Here is a 16754-nt window from a genome sequence, read left to right as displayed (position 1 = left end):
TTCATGAGATCGAAAAGATTTGAAGCACTGGCGAAACGCCCTGTGAATCAGGATGGTTTCGTTAAGGAGTGGATTGAAGAGGGCTTTATCGCGATGGAAAGCCCTAACGATCCCAAACCTTCTATCCGCATCGTCAACGGCGCGGTGACCGAACTCGACGGTAAACCGGTTGAGCAGTTCGACCTGATTGACCACTTTATCGCGCGCTACGGCATTAATCTCGCCCGGGCCGAAGAAGTGATGGCCATGGATTCGGTTAAGCTCGCCAACATGCTCTGCGACCCGAACGTTAAACGCAGCGACATCGTGCCGCTCACTACCGCGATGACCCCGGCGAAAATCGTGGAAGTGGTGTCGCATATGAACGTGGTCGAGATGATGATGGCGATGCAAAAAATGCGCGCCCGCCGCACGCCGTCCCAGCAGGCGCATGTCACTAATATCAAAGATAATCCGGTACAGATTGCCGCCGACGCCGCTGAAGGCGCATGGCGCGGCTTTGACGAACAGGAGACCACCGTCGCCGTGGCGCGCTACGCGCCGTTCAACGCCATCGCCCTGCTGGTGGGTTCACAGGTTGGCCGCCCCGGCGTCCTCACCCAGTGTTCGCTGGAAGAAGCCACCGAGCTGAAACTGGGCATGCTGGGCCACACCTGCTATGCCGAAACCATTTCGGTATACGGTACGGAACCGGTGTTTACCGATGGCGATGACACCCCGTGGTCGAAAGGCTTCCTCGCCTCCTCCTACGCCTCGCGCGGCCTGAAAATGCGCTTTACCTCCGGTTCCGGTTCTGAAGTACAGATGGGCTATGCCGAAGGCAAATCGATGCTTTATCTCGAAGCGCGCTGCATCTACATCACCAAAGCCGCCGGGGTGCAAGGCCTGCAGAATGGCTCCGTCAGCTGTATCGGCGTACCGTCCGCCGTGCCGTCCGGGATCCGCGCCGTACTGGCGGAAAACCTGATCTGCTCAGCGCTGGATCTGGAGTGCGCCTCCAGCAACGATCAAACCTTTACCCACTCGGATATGCGGCGTACCGCGCGTCTGCTGATGCAGTTCCTGCCAGGCACCGACTTCATCTCCTCCGGTTACTCGGCGGTGCCGAACTACGACAACATGTTCGCCGGTTCCAACGAAGATGCCGAAGACTTCGATGACTACAACGTGATCCAGCGCGACCTGAAGGTCGATGGCGGCCTGCGGCCGGTGCGTGAAGAGGACGTGATCGCCATTCGCAACAAAGCCGCCCGCGCGCTGCAGGCGGTATTTGCCGGCATGGGTTTGCCGCCTATTACGGATGAAGAAGTAGAAGCCGCCACCTACGCCCACGGTTCAAAAGATATGCCTGAGCGCAATATCGTCGAGGACATCAAGTTTGCTCAGGAGATCATCAACAAGAACCGCAACGGCCTGGAGGTGGTGAAAGCCCTGGCGAAAGGCGGCTTCCCCGATGTCGCCCAGGACATGCTCAATATTCAGAAAGCCAAGCTCACCGGCGACTACCTGCATACCTCCGCCATCATTGTTGGCGAGGGCCAGGTGCTCTCGGCCGTGAATGACGTGAACGATTATGCCGGTCCGGCAACAGGCTACCGCCTGCAAGGCGAGCGCTGGGAAGAGATTAAAAATATCCCGGGCGCGCTCGATCCCAATGAACTTGGCTAAGGGGTGAAAAATGGAAATTAACGAAACGCTGCTGCGCCAGATTATCGAAGAGGTGCTGTCGGAGATGAAATCAGGCGCAGATAAGCCGGTCTCCTTTAGCGCGTCTGCGGCTTCTGTCGCCTCTGCCGCACCGGTCGCCGTTGCGCCTGTGTCCGGCGACAGCTTCCTGACGGAAATCGGCGAAGCCAAACCCGGCACGCAGCAGGATGAAGTCATTATTGCCGTCGGGCCAGCGTTTGGTCTGGCGCAAACCGCCAATATCGTCGGCATTCCGCATAAAAATATTCTGCGCGAAGTGATCGCCGGCATTGAGGAAGAAGGCATCAAAGCCCGGGTGATCCGCTGCTTTAAGTCTTCTGACGTCGCCTTCGTGGCAGTGGAAGGCAACCGCCTGAGCGGCTCCGGCATCTCGATCGGTATTCAGTCGAAAGGCACCACCGTCATCCACCAGCGCGGCCTGCCGCCGCTTTCCAATCTGGAACTCTTCCCGCAGGCGCCGCTGCTGACGCTGGAAACCTACCGTCAGATTGGCAAAAACGCCGCGCGCTACGCCAAACGCGAGTCGCCGCAGCCGGTGCCGACGCTTAACGATCAGATGGCTCGTCCCAAATACCAGGCGAAGTCGGCCATTTTGCACATTAAAGAGACCAAATACGTGGTGACGGGCAAAAACCCGCAGGAACTGCGCGTGGCGCTTTAACAAAGGATATCCCGATGAATACCGACGCAATTGAATCCATGGTACGCGACGTGCTGAGCCGGATGAACAGCCTACAGGACGGGATAACGCCCGCGCCAGCCGCGCCGACAAACGACACCGTTCGCCAGCCAAAAGTTAGCGACTACCCGTTAGCGACCCGCCATCCGGAGTGGGTCAAAACCGCTACCAATAAAACGCTCGATGACCTGACGCTGGAGAACGTATTAAGCGATCGCGTTACGGCGCAGGACATGCGCATCACTCCGGAAACGCTGCGTATGCAGGCGGCGATCGCCCAGGATGCCGGACGCGATCGGCTGGCGATGAACTTTGAGCGGGCCGCAGAGCTCACCGCGGTTCCCGACGACCGAATCCTTGAGATCTACAACGCCCTGCGCCCATACCGTTCCACCCAGGCGGAGCTACTGGCGATCGCTGATGACCTCGAGCATCGCTACCAGGCACGACTCTGTGCCGCCTTTGTTCGGGAAGCGGCCGGGCTGTACATCGAGCGTAAGAAACTCAAAGGCGACGATTAACAGGGGGTAAGCATGCGCTATATCGCTGGCATTGATATTGGCAACTCCTCGACAGAAGTCGCCCTGGCGACGGTCGATGACGCAGGTGTGCTGAACATTCGCCACAGCGCGTTGGCTGAAACCACGGGTATAAAAGGCACATTACGAAATGTGTTCGGTATCCAGGAGGCGCTAACGCAGGCGGCAAAAGCGGCCGGCATTCAGCTCAGCGATATTTCGCTTATTCGCATTAACGAAGCCACGCCGGTCATTGGCGATGTGGCGATGGAAACCATCACGGAAACCATCATCACCGAGTCCACCATGATCGGCCATAACCCGAAGACACCCGGCGGCGTCGGACTGGGGGTCGGCATCACCATCACACCAGAGGCGCTGCTGTCCTGCTCCGCGGACACTCCCTATATTCTGGTGGTCTCCTCGGCCTTTGACTTTGCCGATGTCGCCGCGATGGTCAATGCGGCAACGGCAGCGGGCTATCAGATAACCGGCATTATTTTGCAGCAGGATGACGGCGTGCTGGTCAATAACCGGCTACAGCAACCGCTACCGGTGATCGACGAAGTTCAGCATATCGACCGGATTCCACTTGGCATGCTGGCGGCCGTCGAGGTCGCTTTACCCGGTAAGATCATCGAAACGCTCTCCAACCCCTACGGTATTGCGACCGTTTTCGATCTCAACGCCGAGGAGACCAAAAATATCGTGCCAATGGCGCGGGCGCTGATTGGCAACCGCTCGGCCGTGGTGGTGAAAACCCCCTCCGGCGACGTCAAGGCCCGCGCTATTCCGGCAGGTAATCTGCTGCTCATCGCTCAGGGGCGCAGCGTACAGGTTGATGTGGCCGCCGGGGCGGAAGCCATCATGAAAGCGGTTGACGGCTGCGGCAAACTGGACAACGTCGCGGGAGAAGCGGGCACCAATATCGGCGGCATGCTAGAGCACGTGCGCCAGACCATGGCGGAGCTTACCAATAAGCCAGCTCAGGAGATCCGCATTCAGGATCTGCTGGCCGTTGATACGGCAGTGCCAGTCAGCGTGACCGGCGGTCTTGCGGGAGAGTTCTCGCTGGAGCAGGCGGTGGGTATCGCCTCGATGGTGAAGTCGGATCGCCTGCAGATGGCCCTCATCGCCCGTGAAATTGAGCACAAACTGCAGATTGCGGTTCAGGTGGGCGGCGCCGAAGCGGAGGCGGCTATTCTTGGGGCGCTCACCACTCCCGGCACCACGCGCCCGCTGGCGATCCTCGATCTGGGCGCCGGGTCGACCGACGCCTCCATTATCAATGCGCAGGGAGAGATCAGCGCCACTCACCTGGCCGGCGCCGGCGATATGGTCACGATGATCATCGCTCGCGAGCTGGGGCTTGAGGACCGTTATCTGGCGGAAGAGATCAAAAAATATCCGCTGGCAAAAGTCGAAAGCCTGTTTCATCTGCGTCATGAAGACGGCAGCGTCCAGTTTTTTCCGTCGGCCTTACCACCGACGGTATTTGCCCGCGTCTGCGTGGTGAAACCGGATGAACTGGTTCCCCTGCCCGGCGATCTGCCGCTGGAGAAAGTGCGCGCCATTCGCCGTAGCGCCAAATCACGCGTCTTTGTCACCAACGCCCTGCGAGCGTTACGCCAGGTGAGCCCTACCGGCAACATTCGCGACATCCCGTTCGTGGTGCTGGTGGGCGGCTCGTCCCTCGATTTCGAGATCCCCCAGCTGGTCACCGACGCGCTGGCGCACTACCGGCTGGTTGCCGGGCGCGGCAACATCCGCGGCTGTGAAGGCCCACGCAATGCGGTCGCCAGCGGATTACTCCTTTCCTGGCAAAAAGGAGGCACACATGGAGAGTAGCGTAGTCGCCCCCGCCATCGTCATTGCCGTCACTGACGAATGCAGCGAACAGTGGCGCGATGTCCTGCTGGGCATTGAAGAGGAAGGCATTCCTTTTGTTCTGCAGCCGCAGACCGGCGGCGATCTTGTTCATCACGCCTGGCAGGCGGCGCAGCGTTCGCCGCTGCAGGTAGGCATCGCCTGCGACCGGGAACGGCTCATCGTGCACTACAAAAATTTACCCGCATCAACTCCGCTGTTTTCGCTGATGTATCACCAGAACAGGCTGGCCCGGCGAAACACTGGCAACAATGCGGCTCGTCTCGTCAAAGGGATCCCATTTCGGGATCGCCATGCTTAATCCACAGGAGAACGCAGTATGAATAACGCACTAGGACTGGTTGAAACGAAAGGCCTGGTTGGCGCCATTGAAGCCGCTGATGCAATGGTGAAATCCGCCAACGTGCAGTTGATTGGTTACGAAAAAATTGGCTCCGGGCTGATTACCGTGATGGTCCGCGGAGACGTCGGCGCGGTCAAAGCCGCCGTTGACGCCGGCAGCGCGGCGGCCAGCGTGGTCGGCGAGGTCAAGTCCAGCCATGTGATCCCGCGCCCGCATAGCGATGTTGAGGCCATTCTGCCGAAATCCGTCTGACCCTCAAAAAAGGAGCACCGCGTGAAGCAATCACTGGGATTACTTGAGGTCAGCGGTCTGGCCCTGGCCATCACCTGCGCCGACGCTATGGCGAAAGCGGCCGCCATCACGCTGCTCGCCCTGGAAAAGACCAACGGTTCCGGCTGGATGGTGGTGAAGATCGCCGGTGATGTGGCCTCTGTCCAGGCGGCGGTGATGACCGGGGCCGAACTCGCCGAACGGCAGCAGGGGCTGGTAGCGCAGAAGGTTATCGCCAGGCCCGGGGAAGGCCTGCTGCCGGCCCGCGTCCAGGCGCCTTCACCAGCGCCTGACGTCGCCGTGACGGAGGAGAACACGGCCCTCACAGACGCCCCTTCCCACTCTACGGAGCGGGTGACCTGCAACCTGTGCCTGGACCCACACTGCCCACGACAAAAAGGCGATCCCCGCTCGCAGTGCCTGCACGCCGGTAAACGAGGTGACGCGTAATGGATAAACAACAGCTGGCTTCGACAGTCAACAAAGTGCTGGATGAGATGCGCCAGCGTCCCATTCCAATCGGTATCTCCAGTCGCCATATCCATTTAGCGGCGGCTGACTATGCCAGGCTTTTTCCCGCGCAGCCCATCCAGCCGAAAAAAGCGCTGCTGCAGCCGGGACAATATGCTGCAGAGCAGACGGTGACCCTGGTTGGCCCCAAAGGGCGATTAAACAACGTGCGCCTGCTCGGCCCTTTGCGCCAGACCAGCCAGGTGGAAATCTCACGCACCGACGCCCGGATCCTCGGTATCGCCGCGCCGCTGCGCATGTCCGGCAATCTGCAGGGCACGCCGGGGATCCGCCTGATAAGCCCCTTTGCCGAACTGGAGCTGAGCGGCGGGACGATTGTTGCCCAGCGACATATTCATATGTCGCCACTTGATGCGTTGATCCTGCGCGTCTCCCATGGCGATAGCGTCGCGGTGGCGATCGAAGGCAGCGACAGGCGGCTTATCTTCGACAACGTAGCGGTCCGCGTTGCCCCGGATATGCGTCTTGAGATGCACATCGATACTGACGAGGCTAATGCGGCAGGCGCTGACGCTGCGCAAGCCTGGGCAACGCTGGTGACGAAGCCATGAACCACGCGATGCTGCAGCGTATCGTCGAAGAGGTCGCCGCCCGTCTGCGCCGTCGCGCCCTCAGCACGGCCACGCTCAGCGTGGCCCAGCTCGGCGAAGCGGATATCCGCAGCCTGCTGTGCCAGCACGCTTCGCTGCGCATCGTGCAGGTCGATTTACCGCTGCTGGAGCAGCTTGCCGGCCAGCGTGCGCTGGCGGCAGCCGGTTGCGCACTGCATGGGGCGATGGCCTGGGGCGTTCGGGTACAGCTAACGCTGCTTCCCGCCCTGCTCCCCTCGCTGGCGGTAAAAAAACTCGCCCGCTTGCCGCTGACGTACAGCGATCCGCTTGGCCAGCCCGTCAGGCTTCACGCCGCGTCGGTGCTCACCTATGCCGACGTAGCCCGTTTCAGTGGCGGCTATCTGGTGCTGCGCCGCCGCCCCATTATCACCGCCCTCGCCCGCGAAGCGGCCGTCGCGCGGCATGTTCAATTGATTAAGCAGGAGTGAACTATGCATCTGGCACGCGTGACCGGCGCCGTCGTCTCGACGCAAAAATCGCCCTCTCTGAACGGCAAAAAACTGCTGCTGGTGCGCCGGGTAAGCGCGGACGACGATCCTCCGATTCTCCCCACGAGCGGCGATGAAGTGGCGGTAGATTCGGTTGGCGCTGGCGTCGGCGAGCTGGTGCTGCTCTGCAGCGGCTCGAGCGCACGCCACGTTTTCAGCGGCCCGAATGAGGCCATCGATCTTGCCGTCGTGGGCATTGTTGACTCACTTTCACGCTAAGGGGGCGCCTGTGGCTATCTATACCCGAACCGGCGATGCCGGCAGTACATCACTCTATACCGGCCAGCGGGTCAGCAAGACGCATCCGCGCGTCGAAGCCTACGGCACCCTGGATGAACTGAACGCCATGCTGAGCCTGTGCGTCTGCGCCGTCGCTGAAGAGGAACAGCGCACCCTGCTCGAAGCCCTGCAGCAGCACATTTTTTGGTTCAGCGCGGAGCTCGCCAGCGACAGCGAACAGCCATCACCGGGTAAGCGCTATATCAGCAGCGAAGAGATTGCCCTGCTGGAGCAGACCATCGATCGCGAGATGGCCCGCGTGCCGGCGCTGCACCAGTTTGTATTGCCCGGACGCTGTGAAGCCGCCAGCCGTCTGCACCTGGCCCGCACCGTTGCCAGACGGGCGGAGCGCCGGCTGGTCGAGCTGGCGGCAGAGGTTACTATCCGTCAGATACTGCTGCGTTATCTGAACCGCTTATCTGACTGCCTGTATGCCCTGGCGCGCAGCGAGGATCATGCCGCTCACCAGCGCCGCCTTGTGACGGAGATCGCGGCCCGCTATCTGGCCGCCAGCGGGTCGCCTGCGCCCGACGCGCCCAAAGCCCAGGCCGGGTCGCTCTCCTTTCACGAGCTGCATCAGCTCATCCATCAGGCCATTGAACACGCCCGCCAGCTGCAGGTGCCGGTGGTGGTCAGCATCGTTGACGCACACGGCACCGAAACCGTGACCTGGCGAATGCCCGATGCGCTGCTGGTCAGCAGCGAGCTGGCGCCGAAAAAAGCCTGGACCGCCGTCGCCATGAAAACCGCCACCCACGAGCTCGCGACGACCGTACAGCCAGGCGCTGCGCTGTACGGTCTGGAGAGCCATCTGCAGGGCAAAGTCGTCACCTTTGGCGGCGGATATCCGCTGTGGCGCGATGGCCAGCTAATAGCCGGCCTCGGCATTAGCGGCGGCAGCGTCGAGCAGGATATGGCTATTGCACAGGCTGCCATGGCGGCCATTAACGTGAGAACTCATCAATGAATACAGCAGAACTGGAAACCCTTATCCGCACCATCCTCAGTGAAAAGCTCGCGCCGACGCCCCCTGCCCCTCAGCAAGAGCAGGGCATTTTCTGCGATGTCGGCAGCGCCATCGACGCCGCTCATCAGGCTTTTCTCCGCTATCAGCAGTGTCCGCTAAAAACCCGCAGCGCCATTATCAGCGCCCTGCGGGAGACGCTGGCCCCCGAGCTGGCGACGTTGGCGGAAGAGAGCGCCACGGAAACCGGCATGGGCAACAAAGAAGATAAATATCTGAAAAATAAAGCCGCTCTTGAAAACACGCCGGGCATAGAGGATCTCACTACCAGCGCCCTCACCGGCGATGGCGGGATGGTGCTGTTTGAGTACTCGCCGTTCGGGGTTATTGGCGCCGTGGCGCCCAGCACCAACCCAACGGAAACCATTATCAACAACAGTATCAGCATGCTGGCGGCGGGTAACAGCGTCTATTTCAGCCCCCATCCCGGCGCGAAAAAGGTCTCGTTGAAGCTTATCGCCAGGATCGAAGAGATCGCCTACCGCTGCAGCGGGATCCGTAACCTGGTGGTGACCGTTGCCGAGCCGACCTTTGAAGCCACCCAGCAAATGATGTCCCACCCGCTGATTGCCGTTCTGGCTATCACCGGCGGCCCTGGCATTGTGGCGATGGGCATGAAAAGCGGTAAAAAAGTGATCGGCGCTGGCGCCGGCAATCCGCCGTGCATCGTTGATGAAACCGCCGATCTCGTCAAAGCCGCCGAAGATATCATCAGCGGCGCCGCCTTCGATTACAACCTGCCCTGTATCGCCGAAAAAAGCCTGATCGTCGTCGCCTCCGTCGCTGACCGCCTGATCCAGCAGATGCAGGATTTTGACGCGCTGCTGTTGAGCCGACAGGAGGCCGATACCCTGCGTGCCGTCTGCCTGCCCGACGGCGCGGCGAATAAAAAACTGGTCGGTAAAAGCCCGGCTGCGCTGCTGGCGGCGGCGGGTCTCGCCGTTCCGTCTCGCCCCCCTCGCCTGCTGATAGCCGAGGTGGAGGCGAACGACCCCTGGGTGACCTGCGAGCAGCTGATGCCGGTGCTGCCGATCGTCAGGGTCGCCGACTTTGACAGCGCCCTGGCGCTGGCCCTGCGCGTTGAGGAGGGTCTGCACCACACCGCCATTATGCACTCGCAGAATGTCTCGCGGCTCAATCTGGCGGCACGCACGCTGCAGACCTCCATTTTTGTCAAAAATGGCCCGTCTTACGCGGGAATCGGCGTCGGCGGCGAAGGGTTTACCACCTTCACCATCGCCACGCCAACCGGAGAAGGCACCACCTCCGCGCGGACGTTCGCCCGCCTGCGGCGCTGCGTGTTGACCAACGGTTTTTCCATTCGCTAACCGGGGGCGCCATGCATACCTTTTCTCTGCAAACGCGCCTCTACAGCGGCCCGGGCAGCCTTGCCGCGCTGCAGCGCTTTAGCCATCAGCACATCTGGATCGTCTGCGACGGCTTCCTGGCGCGCTCGCCGCTGCTTGACCGACTGCGCGCCGCGCTGCCCGCCAGCAACCGCGTCAGCGTGTTCAGCGATATTACACCGGATCCGACCATTCACACCGTGGCGAAAGGGATAGCGCAGATGCAGGCCCTGCGTCCGCAGGTGGTGATCGGCTTCGGCGGCGGCTCGGCGATGGATGCCGCCAAGGCTATCGTCTGGTTCAGCCAGCAGGGCGGTCTGCCTGTCGACACCTGCGTGGCGATCCCCACCACCAGCGGTACCGGTTCGGAAGTGACCAGCGCCTGCGTCATCAGCGACCCGGAAAAAGGGATCAAGTACCCGCTGTTCCATGAGGCGCTCTGTCCCGACATGGCGATCATCGACCCGACGCTGGTGGTTAGCGTACCGCCCACCATCACAGCCCATACCGGGCTGGACGCGCTGACCCACGCCCTGGAGGCATGGGTCTCGCCGCAGGCCACCGATTTTACCGATGCGCTGGCGGAAAAGGCCGCCAGGCTGGTGTTTCGCGCCCTGCCCGTTGCGATTCGTCAGGGCGACTGCATTGCGACCCGCAGCAAAATGCACAATGCATCAACCCTCGCCGGTATGGCCTTTAGCCAGGCTGGCCTTGGGCTCAATCATGCGATCGCCCATCAGCTTGGCGGCCAGTTTCACCTCCCCCATGGCCTGGCCAATGCGCTGCTGCTGACCGCGGTGATCCGCTTCAATGCCGGCGAGCCGCGAGCGGCTAAGCGCTATGCGCGCCTGGCCAGGGCCTGCCGCTTCTGCCCGCCCGCAGCTGGCGAACAGGAGGCTTTCCAGGCGCTGCTTACCGCGGTGGAAACGCTGAAACAGCAGTGCGCCATTCCCACCCTCAAGGGCGCGCTGCAGGAAAAGTATCCCCTTTTCTTATCGCGAATTCCCGCCATGGTGCCGGCCGCGCTGACCGACGCCACCCTGCGCACCAACCCGCGTCCGGTCGATGGCGCGGCCATCGCGCAACTGCTGGAGAACCTGCAATGAGTGAAGCGATAGGGCCACTATCAAGCATTGATGCAGCGGAGATCCGCGAACGCGTTCGGGCCGCTGGCGTCGTAGGAGCCGGTGGCGCAGGCTTTCCGACCCACATCAAACTGCAGGCCCGGGTGGACACCGTGCTGGTGAACGCCGCCGAATGCGAACCGATGCTGAAGGTTGACCAACAGCTGATGGCGCAGCAGGCTGACCGACTGATTCGCGGCCTGGGTTACGCGATGACCGCCACTGGCGCCCGGGAAGGGATCATTGCCCTGAAGGCGAAATATGCTCCGGCGATTGCGGCATTAACCCCACGACTCCCGGAATGGGCCCGGCTGCATATTCTGCCTGACGTCTATCCGGCCGGGGATGAGGTGCTCACTATCTGGCTGGCGACGGGACGCCGCGTACCACCTGCCGCGCTGCCGGTCAGCGTCGGCGTGGTGGTCAATAACGTGCAGACGGTGCTCAATATCGCCAGAGCCGTGGAACAGGGCTATCCGGTAACTCGCCGGACGTTGACCGTCAATGGCGCCGTCGCCCGTCCACTGACGCTGGCCGTACCACTGGGTATATCGCTGCGCGAGGTGCTGGATCTGGCCGGCGGCGCGACGGTTGACGAACCGGGGTTTATCAACGGCGGTCCGATGATGGGCTCGCTTATTACCTCCCTCGAGACACCGGTCACCAAAACCACCGGCGGCCTGCTGGTGCTCCCGGGCAACCATCCTTTGATCCAGCGACGGCGGCAGGATGAACGAACGCTGCTCGCCATCGCCCGCACCGTCTGTGAACAGTGCCGTTTATGTACAGATTTATGCCCCCGGCACCTGATCGGCCATGAGCTTTCCCCTCATCTGCTGGTGCGGGCGGTGAACTATCGCCAGGCGGCCACCCCGTCGCTGCTGCTCAGCGCCCTGACCTGTTCGGAGTGCAACGTTTGCGAGAGCGTCGCCTGCCCGGTGGGTATTTCCCCCATGCGCATCAACCGTCTGCTGAAACGTGAGCTCAGGGCGAAAAACCTGCGCTACGACGGACCGCTGCGTCCGGCGGACGAGATGGCGAAGCACCGCCTGGTGCCGGTCAAGCGGCTCATCAGCAAACTGGGACTTGATCCCTGGTATCAGGAAGCGCCGCTGACGGCGGTGGAGCCGGAGGTGGCCTGCGTCACCCTGCCCCTGCGCCAGCATATCGGCATCAGCGCCGTGCCCTGCGTCGCGCCGGGAGAGCGGGTAACGCGCGGCCAGCTACTGGCGGATATCCCCGCCGACGCCCTCGGCGCGCCGGTGCACGCCAGTATTGACGGCCTGGTCTCCGCCATCACGGAGCAGGCCATTACGCTTGTAAGAGGTTAATCATGACCCAGGCTATCGGAATTTTAGAACTGACCAGCATCGCCAGGGGGATGGAGCTGGGTGACGTCATGCTGAAAAGCGCGAACGTACAGCTCCTGCTCTGCAGAACCCTTTGCCCCGGGAAATTCCTGCTGATGCTCGGCGGCGACGTCGGCGCCGTGCAGCAGGCAATCGCCGCCGGCACCGCGCGCGCTGGGGAGATGCTGGTGGACAGCCTGGTGCTGGCCAACATTCACCCCAGCGTACTACCGGCGATCAGCGGTCTCAACGTGGTCGGGCAGCGGCAGGCGGCGGGGATCGTCGAAACCTGGAGCGTGGCGGCGTGCATCAGCGCCGCCGACCGCGCGGTGAAAGCGGCCAACGTCACCCTGGTGCGGGTCCATATGGCGTTTGGTATCGGCGGCAAATGCTACATGGTGGTGGCGGGTGATATCGCCGATGTCGACAACGCCGTCACGGTGGCCAGCGACAGCGCAGGCGAGAAAGGATTACTGGTTCACCGGGCAGTGATCCCGCGACCGCACGATGCGCTGTGGCAACAGCTGATGGAGGGATAATGGAACCGCAAACCCCTACCGAACGCATGATCCAGGAGTATGTCCCGGGCAAACAGGTTACTCTGGCGCATCTCATTGCCAATCCTGGCAAAGATCTGTTCAAAAAGCTGGGTCTGCCGGACGCGGTCTCCGCCATCGGCATTCTTACCATTACCCCCAGTGAAGCATCGATTATCGCCTGCGACATCGCTACCAAGTCCGGTGCGGTGGAGATCGGTTTTCTCGATCGCTTCACCGGCGCGGTGGTGTTGACCGGCGATGTCTCCGCCGTGGAGTACGCGCTCAGGCAGGTCACCCGCACCCTCGGTGAGCTGATGCGCTTCACCGCTTGCCCAATTACCCGGACCTGAGCCCATGAAACGCCTGATGCTAATCGGACCCAGCCAGTGCGGCAAAACCTCGCTGACACAGGTATTGCGTGGCGAAACCCTGCGCTATCAGAAAACCCAGGCCATCGTCTGGACGCCGGCCGCCATCGATACCCCCGGGGAATATCTGGAAAACCGCTGCCTGTACAGTGCACTGCTCACCAGCGCCTGCGAGGCCGATGTCATCGCGCTGGTACTAAATGCCGATGCGCCCTGGTCACCTTTTTCTCCGGGGTTTACCGCCCCGATGAACCGCCCGGTTATCGGGGTGATCACCAAAGCCGATTTAGCCGCCCCGCCCCGTCTGCAACAGGTCCGGACATGGCTCGAGGCGGCGGGCGCCGGACATATCTTTATCACCAGCGCGTTAACCGGCGACGGGCTTGATGACCTGTTCGCCTGCCTGAATGCAGAGGAATATCAATGACCTATAAAATCATGGCGATTAACGCCGGCAGCTCCTCCCTGAAGTTTCAGCTGCTTAACATGCCGCAGGGGGCGTTGCTCTGTCAGGGGTTGATCGAACGTATCGGCCTGCCCGAGGCCCGCTTCACGCTGAAAACGTCGGCACAGAAATGGCAGGAGACGCTGCCCATCGCCGATCACCATGAGGCAGTGACCCTGCTGCTGGAGGCGCTGACCGGCCGCGGGATCCTGAGCAGCCTGCAGGAGATCGACGGCGTTGGCCACCGCGTCGCCCACGGCGGCGAACGCTTCAAAGACGCCGCGCTGGTCTGCGACGATACCCTGCGGGAGATCGAGCGCCTGGCGGAGCTGGCGCCGTTGCATAACCCGGTCAATGCGCTGGGCATACGTCTCTTTCGCCAGCTGTTACCCGCGGTACCGGCGGTGGCGGTTTTTGATACCGCCTTTCACCAGACCCTGGCGCCGGAGGCCTGGCTCTATCCCCTCCCCTGGCGCTATTACGCCGAGCTGGGCATTCGCCGCTACGGTTTTCACGGTACCAGCCATCACTATGTCAGCAGCGCGCTGGCGGAAAAGCTGGGCGTACCGCTGAGCGCCCTGCGGGTAGTAAGCTGCCATCTGGGCAATGGCTGTAGCGTCTGCGCCATCAAAGGCGGGCAGTCGGTGAATACCTCAATGGGCTTTACTCCCCAGTCCGGGGTGATGATGGGCACCCGCAGCGGCGATATCGACCCGTCGATTCTTCCCTGGCTGGTGGAGAAAGAAGGGAAATCCGCCCAGCAGCTCAGCCAGCTGCTGAATAATGAATCCGGGCTGCTTGGCGTCTCCGGCGTGTCATCTGATTACCGCGACGTCGAACAGGCAGCTGACGCCGGCAACGAACGGGCGGCTCTGGCGCTGTCGCTGTTTGCCGAACGCATTCGCGCGACTATCGGCAGCTATATCATGCAGATGGGAGGTCTGGACGCGCTGATCTTTACCGGCGGCATAGGCGAGAATTCCGCCCGGGCGCGGGCGACGATCTGCCGCAATTTGCATTTTCTCGGCCTCGCGCTGGACGACGAGAAAAACCAGCGGAGCGCGACCTTTATTCAGGAGGATAATGCGCTGGTCAAAGTGGCGGTGATCAACACCAATGAAGAGCTAATGATTGCCCGCGACGTCATGCGTCTTGCATTGCCGCAGGCGCGCGAGCTGGCGGTGTCGGCATAAACGACGCGCCTCCTCTTGCGGAGAATCATGGTAACCGGCGGGTCGCCATGCCACTATGCGCCCTGGCGAAGGTAAGCGGAAAGGTGAAAATGTGGCTGTTGCACAATGTCCCGCCTCGTGCGGAGAACTTATCCAGGGCTGGATCCTCGGCAGCGAAAAGCTGGTCTCCTGTCCGGTGGACTGGTACAGCACCGTCGAGGTCGAGACCGGGGTACCGCGAAAAGACGAGCGGCCGCTGTCGCGGGCGATGGTCGACCAGCTGCTGGCCCACTGGGGCTACCCCCCAGCGCTGAGCCAGCAGATCCGCATCACCCTGCACTCAACGATCCCGGTGGCCAAAGGGATGGCCAGCAGCACCGCCGATATCGCTGCCACCGCCGTCGCCACCGCCCATCATCTGGGCCATCTACTGGATGAGCCGACGCTGGCGCGCCTGTGCGTCGCGCTGGAGCCTACCGACAGCACCCTGTTTCGCCAGCTGACGCTGTTCGACCATAATACCGCCGCCACGCAAATCGCCTGTCCCCCTCCGCCGGCGCTCGACCTGTTAGTGCTGGAGAGCCCGCTGACGCTGCGCACTACCGACTATCACCAGCTGCCGCGCGAGCCGGGCCTGTTGGCAAACGCCTCCCGGCTGCAGCTGGCGTGGGAGAAAGTACAGCAGGCCTGCCACTGCGGCAACCCGCAGCTGCTGGGCGAAGCAGCGACCATCAGCGCCATTGCCAGCCAGCAGCTGTTACCTAAGCCGGGGTTTGACGCGCTGCTGGACCTGGTGGAAAGCGCAGGGCTCTATGGTCTCAACGTGGCGCACAGCGGCAGCGTCGTCGGCCTGCTGCTGGACCGCCGTCGGCATGACGTCGAATTTCTGCAATGGCGGCTGGCAGAGAGCGATATCGCCGCCCACTGGCCGCAGCAGCATCTGTTGGCGATGGTGCCCGGGGGCGTCATCCTGCAGTAGGCCTCAGGCCAGCACCCGGCGCAACGCCGCCAGCAGCTGGTCGTTTTCCTCGGCGCTGCGGATCGCCACCCGGAAATAGCGGCTATCCAGCCCCGGGTAGTTGGCGCAGCTGCGGATCAGCACATGCTGGCGCAGCAGGGCATATTGCAGGTCAAAATCGGCTCTGTCGCAGCGCAAGAACAGGTAGTTAGCACGCCCGGGCCACACGGTCAGCCCGGCCATCTCCTGCAGCTGCGCATAGAAACGCGCTCCCTCCTCCTGCAGCCACTGCCAGGTGGCCCGCTGATACGCCCGATCCTGGAGAATAATTTCCCCGGCCAGGGCGGCATAGGCGTTGATGGACCACGGCATTTGTCGCGCGCGCAGTCGGGCCACCGCCTGGGCATCAGCGTTCAGCAGGTAGCCGAGACGCAGCCCCGGAATGGCATAAAATTTGGTCAGCGATCGCAAAACCCAGACGTGCGGATGCTGCGCCAGCAGAGGAATAAACCCCGGCTGGTCGGGGATAAAGTCGAGGAAGGCCTCATCGAGGATCAGGCTGATGTTCAGCGCCCGGCAGCGCTGCGCAATGGCTTCCAGCAGGCCCCGCTCCGGCAGCAGGCCGGTGGGGTTGTTCGGGGTGCAGAGAAACAGGCAGTCCAGCGCCGGAGTCAGGGCATCGAGGATCGCGTCGGTCAGCTGCCAGCCATCGCGCTCCCGCAGGGCATACTCCACCACCTCACAGTCCACCGTCTGCAGCGCCCGCCGGTACTCCGCAAAACCGGGAATGACGATCATCGCCCGCCGCGGCTTAAGGCCGTGGACGAGGGTGAAGATCGATTCAGTTTCGCCGTTGCCGGCGAGGATATGCGCCGCCGGCAACTGATGGTGGGCAGCCAGCGCCTGATGCAGCTGTTGATACTCGACGTCAGGGTAGCGTTCGGCGCAGCCTGGGTTGTCAACGATCGCCTGCCTGAGCGAGGCAGGCATCCCCAGCGGATTGATGTTGGCGCTAAAATCCAGCAGCTCGCCGGGGGCTATGCCCAGCAGGGCGGCGGCCTCGCGGATATTGCCGCCATGGGCGCTTTTCAGTAAGGCCATGTCCCTTTCCTGTGT

Annotated in this window: 20 protein-coding genes; 19 read left to right on the top strand and 1 reads right to left on the bottom strand. The window is 62.2% G+C overall.

Going from position 1 to position 16754, the window contains the following annotated elements:
• Positions 1–3 precede the first annotated feature (3 nt).
• From pduC to AB1E37_RS04560, 19 genes are all read left to right on the top strand, one after another.
• A complete protein-coding gene (gene pduC, locus AB1E37_RS04650) occupies positions 4–1668 on the top strand; it encodes a propanediol dehydratase large subunit PduC (protein WP_002915744.1) in 1665 nt (554 codons plus the stop codon).
• Positions 1669–1678: 10 nt separating this feature from the next.
• A complete protein-coding gene (pduD, locus tag AB1E37_RS04645) occupies positions 1679–2368 on the top strand; it encodes a propanediol dehydratase medium subunit PduD (protein ID WP_004185474.1) in 690 nt (229 codons plus the stop codon).
• Between the two features lie 14 nt (positions 2369–2382).
• Positions 2383–2907, top strand: coding sequence for a propanediol dehydratase small subunit PduE (gene pduE, locus AB1E37_RS04640; RefSeq protein WP_002915750.1), 525 nt, complete (start codon positions 2383–2385; stop codon positions 2905–2907).
• Between the two features lie 12 nt (positions 2908–2919).
• Positions 2920–4752: a diol dehydratase reactivase subunit alpha gene (locus tag AB1E37_RS04635; protein ID WP_004174565.1), complete on the top strand. Its 1833-nt coding sequence runs from the start codon at positions 2920–2922 to the stop codon at positions 4750–4752.
• A complete protein-coding gene (locus AB1E37_RS04630) occupies positions 4742–5092 on the top strand; it encodes a glycerol dehydratase reactivase beta/small subunit family protein (protein ID WP_004900279.1) in 351 nt (116 codons plus the stop codon). Before AB1E37_RS04635 ends, AB1E37_RS04630 begins: the two co-directional genes overlap by 11 nt.
• Before the next feature lie 18 nt (positions 5093–5110).
• Positions 5111–5386 carry a propanediol utilization microcompartment protein PduJ gene (pduJ, locus tag AB1E37_RS04625; RefSeq protein ID WP_002915806.1) on the top strand — a complete coding sequence of 92 codons (276 nt, stop codon included), beginning with the start codon at positions 5111–5113 and terminating at the stop codon, positions 5384–5386.
• Between the two features lie 21 nt (positions 5387–5407).
• The gene (locus AB1E37_RS04620) at positions 5408–5854 is read left to right on the top strand and encodes a BMC domain-containing protein (RefSeq protein WP_002915808.1); all 447 of its coding nucleotides are present in this window, start codon (positions 5408–5410) and stop codon (positions 5852–5854) included.
• Complete coding sequence (locus AB1E37_RS04615) at positions 5854–6486, top strand: phosphate propanoyltransferase (RefSeq protein ID WP_002915810.1); 633 nt, start codon at positions 5854–5856, stop codon at positions 6484–6486. The genes AB1E37_RS04620 and AB1E37_RS04615 overlap by 1 nt, the downstream gene beginning before the upstream one ends.
• Positions 6483–6974, top strand: coding sequence for a microcompartment protein PduM (gene pduM, locus AB1E37_RS04610; protein ID WP_032448070.1), 492 nt, complete (start codon positions 6483–6485; stop codon positions 6972–6974). Before AB1E37_RS04615 ends, pduM begins: the two co-directional genes overlap by 4 nt.
• Before the next feature lie 3 nt (positions 6975–6977).
• On the top strand, positions 6978–7253 hold the full coding sequence (locus AB1E37_RS04605) for a EutN/CcmL family microcompartment protein (RefSeq protein WP_032448072.1): 276 nt from the start codon (positions 6978–6980) through the stop codon (positions 7251–7253).
• Between the two features lie 10 nt (positions 7254–7263).
• Positions 7264–8280, top strand: a complete 1017-nt coding sequence (pduO, locus tag AB1E37_RS04600; RefSeq protein WP_032448074.1) for a two-domain cob(I)yrinic acid a,c-diamide adenosyltransferase PduO — start codon at positions 7264–7266, stop codon at positions 8278–8280.
• The gene (pduP, locus tag AB1E37_RS04595) at positions 8277–9665 is read left to right on the top strand and encodes a CoA-acylating propionaldehyde dehydrogenase PduP (RefSeq protein ID WP_032448076.1); all 1389 of its coding nucleotides are present in this window, start codon (positions 8277–8279) and stop codon (positions 9663–9665) included. The genes pduO and pduP overlap by 4 nt, the downstream gene beginning before the upstream one ends.
• 11 nt (positions 9666–9676) lie before the next feature.
• Positions 9677–10789, top strand: a complete 1113-nt coding sequence (pduQ, locus tag AB1E37_RS04590; RefSeq protein ID WP_032418385.1) for a 1-propanol dehydrogenase PduQ — start codon at positions 9677–9679, stop codon at positions 10787–10789.
• Positions 10786–12138, top strand: a complete 1353-nt coding sequence (locus AB1E37_RS04585; protein WP_032448077.1) for a 4Fe-4S dicluster domain-containing protein — start codon at positions 10786–10788, stop codon at positions 12136–12138. Before pduQ ends, AB1E37_RS04585 begins: the two co-directional genes overlap by 4 nt.
• 2 nt (positions 12139–12140) lie before the next feature.
• Entirely contained in the window at positions 12141–12695 is a 555-nt protein-coding gene (gene pduT, locus AB1E37_RS04580; RefSeq protein WP_004151971.1) for a propanediol utilization microcompartment protein PduT, read from the top strand.
• Positions 12695–13045 carry a propanediol utilization microcompartment protein PduU gene (gene pduU, locus AB1E37_RS04575; protein ID WP_002915850.1) on the top strand — a complete coding sequence of 117 codons (351 nt, stop codon included), beginning with the start codon at positions 12695–12697 and terminating at the stop codon, positions 13043–13045. The genes pduT and pduU overlap by 1 nt, the downstream gene beginning before the upstream one ends.
• A 4-nt stretch (positions 13046–13049) precedes the next feature.
• Positions 13050–13490 carry a propanediol utilization protein PduV gene (gene pduV / locus AB1E37_RS04570; RefSeq protein WP_004185483.1) on the top strand — a complete coding sequence of 147 codons (441 nt, stop codon included), beginning with the start codon at positions 13050–13052 and terminating at the stop codon, positions 13488–13490.
• Positions 13487–14701 (top strand): acetate/propionate family kinase, encoded by a 1215-nt coding sequence (locus AB1E37_RS04565; RefSeq protein WP_032448078.1) that lies wholly within the window; start codon positions 13487–13489, stop codon positions 14699–14701. Before pduV ends, AB1E37_RS04565 begins: the two co-directional genes overlap by 4 nt.
• Before the next feature lie 91 nt (positions 14702–14792).
• Positions 14793–15659 (top strand): L-threonine kinase, encoded by an 867-nt coding sequence (locus tag AB1E37_RS04560; RefSeq protein ID WP_020317261.1) that lies wholly within the window; start codon positions 14793–14795, stop codon positions 15657–15659.
• A gap of 3 nt (positions 15660–15662) precedes the next feature.
• Here AB1E37_RS04560 and cobD read toward each other — a convergent pair whose 3' ends face one another.
• Positions 15663–16739 (bottom strand): threonine-phosphate decarboxylase CobD, encoded by a 1077-nt coding sequence (gene cobD / locus AB1E37_RS04555; RefSeq protein WP_004143954.1) that lies wholly within the window; start codon positions 16737–16739, stop codon positions 15663–15665.
• Positions 16740–16754: the final 15 nt, after the last annotated feature.

The organism is Klebsiella sp. Shm-1, assembly GCF_040804525.1.
GTDB classification, from domain to species: Bacteria; Pseudomonadota; Gammaproteobacteria; order Enterobacterales; family Enterobacteriaceae; genus Klebsiella; species Klebsiella pneumoniae.
This window is presented reverse-complemented; position numbering and strand designations above follow the sequence as displayed.